Source organism: Paraburkholderia phenoliruptrix (genome assembly GCF_902859825.1).
GTDB lineage: Bacteria > Pseudomonadota > Gammaproteobacteria > Burkholderiales > Burkholderiaceae > Paraburkholderia > Paraburkholderia phenoliruptrix.
Genome location: NZ_CADIKB010000073.1, coordinates 1 through 11,179, shown reverse-complemented (window position 1 = coordinate 11,179; position 11,179 = coordinate 1). Strand labels below are relative to the sequence as shown.

The following is an 11,179-nucleotide window of genomic DNA, read 5'->3' as shown; positions in this document are numbered from 1 at the left end:
GACGGTCGTTCTGTCCACTTTTTCTTCTAATCTAATGGACACCTCGCAGACAGCTCATCCCAGTATTTTCAAGGCTCCGGCTGATGTCCATCGTTTTTCTCTTGCGCATAATGCTGGAAACCATGCGAGATCGTCAATGTCGCTGGCGCCGTCGAACGACGTATCGAAGTTGCGCCGCAACGTATTGACGCACGCGTCGCCAAGCCGGCTCAAAAGCTGGTCAAACCGGGATGGAGAAAGCCAACCAAGCTCCACCAGCAATGGCCAGGCCGCGTCCAGGCCATCGAGCCGGTAACGTGCCCTCTGTCATCCAGCAAAGCGGCGCTGGAATCCGTCGCCAGGACGCGATGCGCGATGTCGCATCGGAGGCCTCGGCCCACCGCGCAGCAAGCAGGAAGAGCGGCGCCGCGTGCGCATCCGCGTGGTCCGCACGGAAAGGCAGCGCAGCGGCGCGCCCGGCCAGTTCTGCCCAGAGCGGTGCGAGCCAGGTCGCCCCGCTCTGCCTCGGGAACACATGCGTGACTGCGGGCTGGACCTCGTGAGATAGCGCTTGGCGAGCCTGCAGGGCGGCTTCGTGACGGTCAAACGGTACCGTCGATCGACCCTCGAGAGCATTGACGATCGAACCGAAATACACCTGGGGGACATCGTCCGGATACTCGTTCGCAAGGGCCTGCAGCGCGCGCCGCGCGCCCGCGGCATCGTACCGCTGCAACGCTGACAGGACGTCATTGCGGAGCATCACATCGCCGCTGTCGTTGAAAATGTCGAGCTGCATCCGTCGGATTCAGAACAGTTGGCTGGTCGGACTGACGAGGTTATTCCATTTGACCGTGCTTCTCAATTTCCTGTCGTACTCGTCGACTGACTCGACGATTGCGCACCGACCGCTCGCGTCGGTGACCGCGGTGCGGGCGCGTCATCAGTGGTCGTGTTCCGTCGGATCTACGAAAGACGGTTCCCAGGCCTGCCCGCCGTAGAACACACCAACGATTGACACCACCTCGGGATCCAGAAGGTAAGCAATGACCGCGCGCTGCCGGTAGTGGGTCACGCGCAGGCCAGGTAACAGATCATCGCGCGGGACGCCGCGCTTAGGGAACGTCTGCAGGCGCAGGCAGAAATTCACGATGGCGTCCACGTAGCGAGCCGCCGTGACGGGCGAACCCGCTTCACTGATGAACCGTTCGATGTCCTCAAGCTGGTCCCGCGCTTCCGGGGCAAACTGCACCCGGTAGGTCATGCGGCGCCCGAGCGCTTCTTCGCCAGATGAGTGCGCACCTGCTCGGGCGTGAGCGCGCGCGCGGGATCCGCGCGCAGCGCTTCGGCCGCAGGCACCACCTCATCACGCAGCCAGGCCTCGATCGCCCTGTCGCGGGCCGCGAGGGTGCGTAGCCCGTCGCGGATCACCTCGCTTTCAGAAGCATATTCGCCGCTGGCGACCTTGGTGCGGATGAGCTCGGCCATCTCGTTGGGCAGGGTAATGCTGAACTGCTGTGTGGTACGCATGGCGCTCTCCGGGCTGACAGGATTTAATCCTACTCCCTCGACGGGGTGCTGGCAAGGCGCGCCGGCCTTGCACAGATGACGATAGCAGCTGCGCGCGACGGGACGGGACGGCGCACAACTTGACGGATCTTCCTGCGGCGAACCATTTCGAAGGAAAAGCTGGATGCGTCAGTCAGGGGCGCGCTTGATATCTGTTCGCAAACGCCAGCATCGAACCAGTACATCGCTTCGCCCCACAGCGACAGGCATAGTCAGCGATCAGTTCGGGAGTAATCGCGTCATCGATAGTGAGTCCATAGGCGATACAAAGCTCGTCGCCCGGCATCACGTCTTTGAGCGTCTCGATGAAAACCCGCCCCCGCTCGTCCTCGATCGCCTCGCAGTTCGGCTGGCAGGAGTGATTCAGCCAGCGGGCGCTGTTGCCGCCGACGCTGCCGTCGATCACGCGCCCGTCAGCCAGTCCGAAAATGAACGTGTGGCCGCGCAGTCCGCACCGCCGGTGCCGGGCAGAGGCCCGCCGCCACGACGTGACCTCGCCGCGATACTCGAGGATCCGCTGGCCGGCTGGAATCGTCTGGAGCGCGAAGACGCCTCGCCCATGAACCGATGATTGCCTGACCGTCACGCGCCGCACTTCTGACTCCTGATCCGTTGAAGGTTGCGAGCATAGCGAGCCGCGCCCTGCGCGGCAACCGGGACGGTCGCGTCAGAACAACCGGGTCTGCCTGGGATCGCGTGGCGGGGGCCGGGATACGTCAGTGCGGCTGGCCGGTCGGCGCTTACCGCTCCTGGCTCCGACCCGCTGTAGCCGTGCAAGCAGCAGGCATTCCACTGCCCGATCGTTGAAGCGCAACTCGAATACGCCGGTTCCGCCGGACGGACATGGCGCCGTTGCCCGGAACGACAGGCGCAGACCCCGCCGTTTCGCGCGGGCCATCATCTGCGTGCGGCTCATGCCTGGCCAGCAGTCCGCCATGAAGCGCGTGACGGTCCCGGGCAGGGACTCATGCGCGACGCCCGGTGGAAGCGTCAGTCCGGCGAGCAGGTAGATATCAGCCATGCAGCCCATTCCCCTGGTGGCAAGTACCTTTGCGGTTATACCGCTTTTTTGCGACGCGTTGCGGGTTTGGCGGTCGGCACGGCGCGAACGGAACGGGCCGGGCGTGGCGTCTTCCGGACGCCCGTCGAAGCGGCCGATGGCCGGGCTTCCCGCGCACGCGTTTCCGCTTCCCGCAGCGTCATCATCTCCGCCTGCAGCCGCAGATTCTCCGTCTGAACAGCATCCAGCCGCCCCTGCAGCACGCCCGCCTGATGACGTGCATCGCCCAGCTGTGCCTGCACGGCTTCAGATGCACGGCGATGGTCGGCGTCCTTCCGGTCCGCCCGGCGTGTGGCGTCGTCGAGCTCCTTCTGCAGCTTCGTTGCGGTATTTCGCTCGCGGTCAATCTCCAGCAGGGCGCGCTTCTCGGACGCACGGAGCCGATCTTCCGCGCGTTCCGCCGCTTCCCGCTGCTTCGCCAGATCGCGCGAAAACCCTTCCCTGACCTCCACCAGCTCGCGGTCGCGCGCAGCCAGCGCCGCCTTGATCCGTGCCAGCTCCGCCTCCAGCGCCTGCCGCTGCGCGTGGCCTTCCGCCTGCGCCTTGTCCAGCTCGCGGATCTCAACCTGCGCGGCCAGCAGCGCAGCGGTGCGCTGCTCGAGCGCGCTTTCGGTGCGACCCAGCTCATCGCGGGCGGCAACGACCGACTGCTGCGCCTCGACCCGCTGCGCCTCGAGTTCGGCGCGCAGCGCGTCGAGCGCAGCTTCGGCTGACGCGGTGGCGCGCGACCAGAGGGTGGCAACCAGTTCCCCGGCGGCCGCACCGAGATCGGCCGGCAGATCGGGATGTTCGATGCGTACCCGACTCTTCTCGCGCAGTTCCGTCCAGAACTCGCCGAGCACGGCGGTCGGCGTCCCCATGCTACCCCGCTTCACGAGCTGGTACAGCCGGTTGGCGGTCGGCGTGATGCCGTGGCGGAAGAACAGCAGCGCGCAGACCTCGCGATAGAGCTCGCGTGTTTTCGGGAACGCCGCTTTCAGGCGCTCGATCTCGGCCGCCAGCGCCGCGTCGGGGGACAGGACGTCACTCATGAGGTTTTCGCTGATGGATTTTGTGCAATATTACTACGTAAACTGCCTATTTTATAACGCCACCCTGCTATAATTTTGACATTAATCCTATAATGTTGAAATTCAATAGCGGGAGTGCGACAATCGCCACGCGACACCCCGAACATCGCCCGCACCGGTCCCGATGCCCATGAAAACCGCCCTGATCGCACCGCGCCCGCTCGATGTGCTCGAACTGCCGGCCGATCTCGACGGTCGCGACGGCACCAACCGCGCGCGCGGCCACTCGCAGATCGCCGCATGCGACGACCTGGCTGCAGTGCGCGCGTGGCTCGCGCGGGTCGCCGACAAGAAAACAACCTTCGAGAACTACCGCAAGGAAGCCGAACGGCTGCTGCTCTGGGCGATCGTCCAGCTGGGCAAACCGCTGTCGTCGCTCACCCACGAAGACCTGCAACAGTTTCGCCAATTCCTGCAGGATCCCCAGCCGCACGCACGCTGGGTCGCCGACGGTGGCCGCAAATACCCGCGCCATGATCCACGCTGGCGACCGTTCTACAGCACCCTCCGGCCGAGCAGCCAGTATCAGGCGATGGTGATCATTAACGCGCTGTTCGCATGGCTCGTCGAAGCCGGCTACCTGGCCGGCAACCCGCTGTCGCTGTCGCGCCAGCGCGCCCGCCGCTCAAAGCCACGCATCACGCGGTACCTCGACCGCGAGCTGTGGAACGAAGTGAAGCTCCATATCGACAGCCTGCCGAAGGACACCCCGCGCGAGCGGGAGCGCTACCTGCGCGCCCGATGGCTGTTCACCCTTTTCTACCTTGGCGGCCTGCGCATCTCGGAGGTCGTGGGCAACACGATGGGATGCTTCTTCTGCCGCCGCGATGCCGACGGTCACGAGCGCTGGTGGCTCGAAGTGCTGGGCAAGGGCGACAAGGAGGGGCTGGTACCCGCCTCCGCGGAAATGATGGCGGAGCTTGCGCGTTACCGGCGCGAGCGCGGCCTGTCCGCCCTGCCCGCCCGGCATGAGGACACTCCACTAGTGCTACCGCTCGGTAAATCCATGAAGCCGCTCACGCGCGCGGCGCTGCACACAATCGTCAAGGATATCTTTGCGGGTGCAGCCGGTCGACTCCGACTGCGCGGCGATAGTTGGGCGGGACAGGCGGATCTGCTCGAGCAGGCCTCCGCCCACTGGCTACGCCACACAGCCGGATCGCATATGGCCGACGGCGGCGCTGATCTGCGGACAGTTCGCGACAACCTGCGACACACGTCGCTGACGAGTACCAACCCCTACCTTCACACGCCGGACAACGAGCGTCACCGGGAGACTGAGGAAAAGCACCGCATCGACTGGTAAGTTCTCGTCCAGACCGTCAATGACGGGCCGCGCGATGCGGAATGGCCGACCAGGCCGTTACTCACGCTGGCCGGCATGATCCCGATACCGGTCGCGGAGATATCTGACATCCAACCTTGGCTTGATGGCGACTTTTGGGGCTTTGCTTTGCCTGTCGTGCTGTTGCGGATGTTGAGCGGTGCTGCACTATGGATTCGGGAAGGATTCGAAAAACCGTCCTGGCTCTCCCAAGGCGAGCGGCGCACACAGGCCGTGGGCAAAAAATAGCCCATCCCCAACAACGGGACAGGCCTGGGAAACACATGCCGGGAAAGGAAATCAGGTATTCCCCGAGAGCCGACCTTAACCTTTCAAAACGACAGAATCAAGTATCCGCCTAACACTGGTTATCTGTGTACGACCCCGACGATAGCCCATCGATCACGTCGCGCGGATGCCCAGCCGGTTTACCTGCTGTCAGTCTTGCTGCATAGTGAGTAAAAACTAAGCTGACGGGGAAGTCGTGGTCTTTCTGATTCTGGACGTACCAAAAGCCGAACTTCCCGACTTGCAGCGTGATCTCCTGGCGTTTGGTGGTGCAACGTTGGTACAGGATGCGTGCTATATCACGCTCGGAATTAAAGCCCGCTACATGCTGACCGTGGGCGAAGGATTTCTAGAAAGCTTTCCTCGATGGAAACCCCACACGATCAACCAATAGCCAGGGGCGTCAGCGCATGCTTGACGGTTACATCTTAACGAAGCGGCCTGCGGTAGCTGCTCAACGCCGCACTCCAGGCGACGGTCCACCGTTGACGTCAGCGCCTGTTGGTACTGCCCGCCAGCGGTAGAAAAGCCGACATGAAGACTTCCGCGATTGCTGTTTCAGTTCTTGCGATGCTCGCCGCTGTATCAGGTGTGCGTGCCGCCGTGTTATTGCGCAAATCCACCAGACTCGATCTTCACCCCCGCTGGAATGACTTTCAAAGCATCGAACAGCAGGACGCCTTCGAACAGGCCTCTCAAGGCTGGCCATTGGCAAATTGCAAACTGAACGAACAAGCGGCAATCCTGAATCGGAAAGCCGCATGGTGGGCGATTGCCGCCGTTGTGCTCGGTGCGCTGGCGACTATCCTCGAACTGCTGCCCTTGCCGTAGTAACCAGCCGTATGAGGGCTAACCCACGCATTCACAGGGGGCGCTTGAGCAACTGATTGCGCAGGGGCAGGTGCGGGGATAGCATCAACCTGCGTCTTCTCGCCTCGGAAACGGGTTGACGCGTCGTTTTTATGCGCCTCCTCCTGGGGGAGGAACAAGGTAAGCGCTTATCCTCTGCAGCGCATTAGCGCTTTTAGGCACAGTTCCGGGTTGTATACAGTTCAGCAATCTTCGGAAGTGGCTACGGCCGACCGATGCCGGTTTGCTAGGAACAGCACCTAATGAAGGTTCGCATAATAAGAGCAGACTTTTCCGATCGGACATGGTGGCCGAAAGGAGAAGCTGATGCCCACGCCATCGACGCCGACCTGGCAACAAAGGAGCGAGCCCTTGAGAAACTCGCGCCCACGGACGCAACTTCATTTAGGTTCAAGCCCACCGACAGCGTGCTTGCCTTCCTGCAACAGCTCTGATTATCTACAGTTGGTCCGCCGGCAATCCAGAAACATCGGATCGTCAGCGGACAAACTGTGTACAACCCGGAACTGTGCTTAAAAGCGTCTATGCCCTGCAGCGCATAAACGCTTATCTTGGCTCAACCTCAAATGGAGCAACGTCCCGCGCAACAGCAGGGATTTTACGGGTAAGCGCGAACGTCAAGCAAAAGCAGTCTCCCGGATTCCCAGGGCGCTGCACTCTAGCAAGCTGATGCTCACGTTCACAAGCATTTTATTCAACGTGCCAAACAGCCGCGCTAGCGCTCACCCAGGGCGCCGAATCTGCAACGGCGAACCTTGATGAAAACCTTCCGGAGGATACCGACGACACCGGCGAATCACGATAGGAAAATGTATTTCTAGGAATGCCGTCGTGACTGAGCCTTAGGAAATGCTTAAGGATCTCGAAAAACTCAAAAGATATACTTCTCAAGCGCGCTAGATCCAGGCCGTTAGATAGAACGCAGTACACACGTTTTTCTATCGGGAGATTTAGATGTCCATTCAGGCAATCGGTCAAGGCACCGCACAAACAGCTCCTTCGTCCACCGCATCGACTTCGAGTTCAGCGTCGACGGCGCGGGCATCGAGCACGACCGCTTCGTCGGCTACGGGGTCAGCCACCAGCACGTCGACGTCGTCGTACACGGTCAACATCAGCAGCGCCGCGCGCGCATTGATGGCTGAAGCAAGCGAGACGTCGGTTCAAACCGCGCAGGAAGCAGGAAAAGGCGATCAGCAGGCGCAACGCCTGCTCGCCAAGGAGGTGGCTGCCAAAGCGGGCTAACGCGCCCGAGGAGGGCACTTCGACGAATTCGATCGAACTCGAAAATCCGCTTCGACGTCTCGACATCCGATCACCGCGGCGTAGCCGATCTCTGCTTTCGCTCACTGCAATATTCAAGGCGAAAAAAAAGATCTCGAGGAAACCGATTTCCGGTCTGGTGGACACAATGCTCGCGCGAAACGTACCACCAGGAAACCGATCGAGAATTCGAACGAGTGGGTCCCGGCCGCAAGCAGAGGTTGCCGCGGCCGCCAGGGGCACATCGCCACTATAAGTTTGAACTCATCGACGGTTCGCTCAGCCCGAGATTCGTAGATTACGCATGTCTTGCATCGGTAACTGACGATCAGTGACTACTTCAACCAGGCATCGTTGATGCCAGTGTGGATATCTGTAAGGAGCAGCCCGGTTCTCCCTTGTTTACTCTCACGCGACGACAGCGAATCGACAGGTCCGACGACCGGTTGAAGCATAGCAACGGTTTCCTGAGAAGTGCGGGGGTAACCCGCCAGGCTACGCGAGAGGTTCATAGAGATCGTAGAAAAGCTGATTGCTGATGCGGTGAACTGAGCCGTCGGATGAAGTGATCACCCAGTCGCCAGGATGCACGTCGCTCCATCCTTCGGCCGTAGCGATGGACCATGCGCCGTTGCGTTGTTCTACGGCCGCGTGATCTCCCGGTGAAAACCACTGCGTGGCCTCAACAAGCCAGTCACGTTTCCGGAATTTCAAATCGACCTCCGATAGTCGCGTGGAGCCGACCCGCATAGGGAAGTGCTGGCGGCGGAGAACTGAAACGCAAGAGAGCATGGCGCTGACTGCTCTCTTGTTGTGGTTCCGCTGCCTCAACAACGAGGCGAGCGACGAGGTAGCTGAATCGAAGTCGCTGTTTGTCATGTCTGCGGATATCGCATCGGCGAGTCTTAAGGAGATCTCACCGGTGCCAGGAACCCGCTTTCACGCACCCGTTGGCTAGCCATGCTGAGGGCTCCATTGGCCACTATCAACCGGGATCGCCTGGCGCACCTTCTGAGTTGCAAATCGAAACGGTTCGTCCGGTCGATCCGACCCGGACGGATTGACGCCGCCGTCACAGGAAACAAAGTCCCGGCGTTCCTGTAAGAGGATCTGGGAACTCACGTCGACACTCCCTCAGGATCAGCGTCCAACTCAGCTACAACATGCGTCGGAGCAGATTGTCTCTAAATCCGACCTGATGTACAAACACCGCAAAAACGTGCAGACCAATTAGGATCGAAAGAACGATGGCGCTTGTGCTGTGCCATTCCCCGAGGGCGGCTGCCGTTGAATTAGCCGTCGCGAAGCGAGTCTGACGATCCAGCCACGACCGTCTGCATTTAGCCAGCGGATCGGTTTCTGTCAGCAGACGACTGCGCCCGCTCGGCACATGCGCTGACGCGCCCAACAAAGCGGCAGGCTAGGCGGAAAGGGATAGCCGGCTCCGAAGCCGTGACCGCACGGCCAGGCTAATTGACCACCGGGTCCCAGCGGCAGGGCTGCCAGCGCCGAATCACGGTTAAGCAATCGTTAAGCTGCCGTCCTGATAATAATCGCCCAGCCAGTGCTTGCGGCACCGTCCGTGCTTCACCAGAGAAGTGAACTTTCGCGACTCGCGTGGCATATGCGATGTATTCATCAGATAACGCGAGCCGCGGCACTAATTCGAGTTCTACGGACGCGGTAATGGACCATCTGACTTCAATGCGCACCTTCATGAAGGTGGCGGAGTGTCTTAATTTTGCCGCGGCGGCGAGGCACCTCGACGTTTCGAATGCGGTCGTCACCCGGCAGGTGGCCATGCTCGAATCGCACCTTAATGCAAAGCTGCTAAACAGGACGACGCGCAGCGTGTCGCTCACCGCTGCCGGTCGCGCCTATCTGCAAGGATGCGTCGAATGGCTCAACGAACTGGAGTCGATGGAAAAGGGCATCCTGTCTGCCGCCGATGAATGTGCCGATGCGTTGAAAATTGCGTGTGCAGCGTCGTTTGCCGAAGGCGACCTGGCGGACTTGCTGACTGAGTTTCACCTCGCCGAACCGCAGATCCGGTTCGATCTCAGCGTCTTTGAATCTATGCAACGCGTTACCCTCGTCGATTTCGATGTTTGCTTCAGCGTCGAAAGCCAACTCCGCGATTCCGCGATGATATGCCGAAGCCTCGCAGTAACAAGGGACGTCATTGTCGCATCACCGCGCTATGTGAAACAATGTGGTATCCCTGAGCGTCCCGACGATCTTACACATCACAGTGTCCTGGTCGCAGGTGAGATACCGGCTCGTTTCTGGGAGTTTGACGATGCCCACGGCGTCAACCGTGCGTTATTCAGCCCCGTCCTTCGGGCCGGAAGCGTTCTGGCCGTCAAGCGCGCCGCACTTGCCGGGCTCGGGATCGCGCGCCTGGCGGAGTCGCTGGTGCGGACAGAACTGAATGACCGGACTCTTGTTCCGGTGCTAGGCCAGTTTCCGCTGAAAGGAAATGAACGGGCAATATGGATGCTTTATCCGGCGCATCGCCATATACCGAGAACCTTGCAGAGCTTCACCGATTTTGTGGTGTCACGCTCGCGTCGCTACTGAGGCACGAACATTTCCCCGGCCATCTACCGGAAGAATGCTCGTGGCAAGCGTGACCACCCGCCAGCTCTAGCGTGCTTTGGCAACTACAGCCATGACGGGCGCCCCGGGTGAGGGGGTTGCGCGTCTTCATGCGTGGCGCTGTCTTGTGCCGTCGTGGTACAGGCAGGCAGGAAAGCGACCAAGGTGGTTAACACTAAAGCCGCCATAATATTTTTCATGATCGCCGCCCGTCGTTCCGTTACCACAATTCTCGCTGCGCGACCTTAAGCGATCCTTAACCAATGTCGTCGTATCACTGGTCTTCTGGCGAAACCCCTCCTCGACCAGGCTGCATCCCGATCTCCAGATTTTATATCGTTCGGCGCATCGCCAGGTCCAGCGTGGATCCTCAGTCCTGAGCGGCATCAGCTGTCCCCAAGCGACACGCATCGGGTCGAGCATTTGCGCTGCAAACGGTCGTGATGATTTAGCAACGCCCAGGGGAAACAGTCTGGCGCGAACATAGACGTCGCAGTATCGGCGTGTAAGGATCACACCCGCTGTATTGGTAACAATTCAGTCAATAGTACTAACGCAGAAACAAACACAAGCTGTCTGAAAAAAAGTTGTCTACTCGAACAACATTTCTGGAGATCTCTTATGAAGAAAAGTCTGATCGCGCTGGCTACGTCAGCCACATTTGCAGTGCCTGTGTTCGCCCAGAGCAGCGTCACGCTGTATGGGGTGGTCGACGAAGGTTTCAACTACACCAACAATGTCGGCGGCAAGCACGACTATGAACTGCAAAGCGGCTATGCTCAGGGAAGTCGCTGGGGACTCAAAGGAGCCGAAGATCTCGGCGGCGGCACGAAGGCGATATTCCAGCTTGAGAATGGTTTTAACCTGAACAACGGTCGTCTGGGTCAGGGTGGCCTGTTATTCGGACGTCAGGCATATGTGGGCGTCTCGAATGCCACGTTCGGTACAGTCACGCTCGGTCGTCAATACGACTCCGTCGTCGACTACCTTGCGCAGACAACAGCCAACGGAAACTGGGCCGGCTATCTGTTTTCGCACCCGTTCGACAAGGCAATGTCCCAGGCGTAGTTGAAGGTTGAAGGCGGCGGTTCGCCAGTGGAATCCGAGAGAATCGGGTTTCCAGGACCAACCTCCCGAACAGGGAACCAAGGAGAACCG

The 11,179-nt window shown here is 60.3% G+C and carries 14 protein-coding genes and 1 pseudogene; 6 read left to right on the top strand and 9 right to left on the bottom strand.

Features of this window, described 5'->3' with window-relative positions:
- Nucleotides 1-220: 220 nt before the first annotated feature.
- The 6 genes from HV711_RS32310 to HV711_RS32285 form a co-directional block, all read right to left on the bottom strand.
- Complete coding sequence (locus HV711_RS32310; protein WP_051224768.1) at nt 221-778, bottom strand: hypothetical protein; 558 nt, start codon at nt 776-778, stop codon at nt 221-223.
- 144 nt (nt 779-922) lie between these two features.
- Nucleotides 923-1,243: a type II toxin-antitoxin system RelE/ParE family toxin gene (locus tag HV711_RS32305; protein WP_035485314.1), complete on the bottom strand. Its 321-nt coding sequence runs from the start codon at nt 1,241-1,243 to the stop codon at nt 923-925.
- Nucleotides 1,240-1,509, bottom strand: coding sequence for a type II toxin-antitoxin system ParD family antitoxin (locus HV711_RS32300; RefSeq protein ID WP_035485311.1), 270 nt, complete (start codon nt 1,507-1,509; stop codon nt 1,240-1,242). The genes HV711_RS32305 and HV711_RS32300 overlap by 4 nt, the downstream gene beginning before the upstream one ends.
- A gap of 172 nt (nt 1,510-1,681) precedes the next feature.
- Nucleotides 1,682-2,143: an SET domain-containing protein gene (locus tag HV711_RS32295; protein ID WP_035485306.1), complete on the bottom strand. Its 462-nt coding sequence runs from the start codon at nt 2,141-2,143 to the stop codon at nt 1,682-1,684.
- A gap of 72 nt (nt 2,144-2,215) precedes the next feature.
- Nucleotides 2,216-2,569 carry a hypothetical protein gene (locus HV711_RS32290; protein ID WP_082201601.1) on the bottom strand — a complete coding sequence of 118 codons (354 nt, stop codon included), beginning with the start codon at nt 2,567-2,569 and terminating at the stop codon, nt 2,216-2,218.
- A gap of 35 nt (nt 2,570-2,604) precedes the next feature.
- Nucleotides 2,605-3,639 (bottom strand): DNA-binding protein, encoded by a 1,035-nt coding sequence (locus HV711_RS32285; RefSeq protein ID WP_035485304.1) that lies wholly within the window; start codon nt 3,637-3,639, stop codon nt 2,605-2,607.
- Between the two features lie 169 nt (nt 3,640-3,808).
- Between HV711_RS32285 and HV711_RS32280 the strand changes: the two genes are divergently transcribed.
- The 4 genes from HV711_RS32280 to HV711_RS32265 all read left to right on the top strand — a co-directional run bounded on the left by HV711_RS32280 (nt 3,809) and on the right by HV711_RS32265 (nt 7,405).
- On the top strand, nt 3,809-4,984 hold the full coding sequence (locus HV711_RS32280; protein WP_035485302.1) for a tyrosine-type recombinase/integrase: 1,176 nt from the start codon (nt 3,809-3,811) through the stop codon (nt 4,982-4,984).
- 502 nt (nt 4,985-5,486) lie between these two features.
- The gene (locus HV711_RS32275; RefSeq protein ID WP_146153381.1) at nt 5,487-5,684 is read left to right on the top strand and encodes a hypothetical protein; all 198 of its coding nucleotides are present in this window, start codon (nt 5,487-5,489) and stop codon (nt 5,682-5,684) included.
- Nucleotides 5,685-5,824: 140 nt separating this feature from the next.
- On the top strand, nt 5,825-6,121 hold the full coding sequence (locus tag HV711_RS32270) for a hypothetical protein (RefSeq protein ID WP_146153380.1): 297 nt from the start codon (nt 5,825-5,827) through the stop codon (nt 6,119-6,121).
- 993 nt (nt 6,122-7,114) lie between these two features.
- A complete protein-coding gene (locus tag HV711_RS32265) occupies nt 7,115-7,405 on the top strand; it encodes a hypothetical protein (RefSeq protein ID WP_175145614.1) in 291 nt (96 codons plus the stop codon).
- 513 nt (nt 7,406-7,918) lie between these two features.
- On the opposite strand, the gene HV711_RS32260 is transcribed toward HV711_RS32265, so the two are convergent.
- Nucleotides 7,919-8,302 carry a hypothetical protein gene (locus HV711_RS32260; RefSeq protein ID WP_175145611.1) on the bottom strand — a complete coding sequence of 128 codons (384 nt, stop codon included), beginning with the start codon at nt 8,300-8,302 and terminating at the stop codon, nt 7,919-7,921.
- A 277-nt stretch (nt 8,303-8,579) separates the two neighbouring features.
- Nucleotides 8,580-8,813 (bottom strand): cytochrome b/b6 domain-containing protein, encoded by a 234-nt coding sequence (locus HV711_RS34035; protein ID WP_169742598.1) that lies wholly within the window; start codon nt 8,811-8,813, stop codon nt 8,580-8,582.
- A gap of 296 nt (nt 8,814-9,109) precedes the next feature.
- Here HV711_RS34035 and HV711_RS32250 point away from each other — a divergent pair, with 296 nt between their 5' ends.
- Nucleotides 9,110-10,003, top strand: a complete 894-nt coding sequence (locus tag HV711_RS32250; protein ID WP_035485294.1) for a LysR family transcriptional regulator — start codon at nt 9,110-9,112, stop codon at nt 10,001-10,003.
- A 126-nt stretch (nt 10,004-10,129) separates the two neighbouring features.
- Here HV711_RS32250 and HV711_RS32245 read toward each other — a convergent pair whose 3' ends face one another.
- Entirely contained in the window at nt 10,130-10,444 is a 315-nt protein-coding gene (locus HV711_RS32245) for an HMG-box domain-containing protein (RefSeq protein WP_175145609.1), read from the bottom strand.
- Between the two features lie 198 nt (nt 10,445-10,642).
- On the opposite strand from HV711_RS32245, the pseudogene HV711_RS32240 reads away from it, so the two are divergent.
- Nucleotides 10,643-11,068: pseudogene (locus HV711_RS32240) on the top strand (porin); the annotation flags it as partial.
- Nucleotides 11,069-11,179 lie beyond the last annotated feature (111 nt).

Excerpts from the sequence above, each read along its gene's own strand:
- HV711_RS32250 (WP_035485294.1), top strand. The coding sequence starts at position 9,110 with ATGGACCATCTGACTTCAATGCGCACCTTCATGAAGGTGGCGGAGTGT.
- HV711_RS32280 (WP_035485302.1), top strand. The coding sequence starts at position 3,809 with ATGAAAACCGCCCTGATCGCACCGCGCCCGCTCGATGTGCTCGAACTG.
- HV711_RS32265 (WP_175145614.1), top strand. The coding sequence starts at position 7,115 with ATGTCCATTCAGGCAATCGGTCAAGGCACCGCACAAACAGCTCCTTCG.
- HV711_RS32245 (WP_175145609.1), bottom strand. The coding sequence starts at position 10,444 with ATGCTCGACCCGATGCGTGTCGCTTGGGGACAGCTGATGCCGCTCAGG.
- HV711_RS32305 (WP_035485314.1), bottom strand. The coding sequence starts at position 1,243 with ATGACCTACCGGGTGCAGTTTGCCCCGGAAGCGCGGGACCAGCTTGAG.
- HV711_RS32270 (WP_146153380.1), top strand. The coding sequence starts at position 5,825 with ATGAAGACTTCCGCGATTGCTGTTTCAGTTCTTGCGATGCTCGCCGCT.
- HV711_RS32310 (WP_051224768.1), bottom strand. The coding sequence starts at position 778 with ATGCAGCTCGACATTTTCAACGACAGCGGCGATGTGATGCTCCGCAAT.
- HV711_RS32300 (WP_035485311.1), bottom strand. The coding sequence starts at position 1,509 with ATGCGTACCACACAGCAGTTCAGCATTACCCTGCCCAACGAGATGGCC.
- HV711_RS32260 (WP_175145611.1), bottom strand. The coding sequence starts at position 8,302 with ATGACAAACAGCGACTTCGATTCAGCTACCTCGTCGCTCGCCTCGTTG.
- HV711_RS32285 (WP_035485304.1), bottom strand. The coding sequence starts at position 3,639 with ATGAGTGACGTCCTGTCCCCCGACGCGGCGCTGGCGGCCGAGATCGAG.
- HV711_RS32290 (WP_082201601.1), bottom strand. The coding sequence starts at position 2,569 with ATGGCTGATATCTACCTGCTCGCCGGACTGACGCTTCCACCGGGCGTC.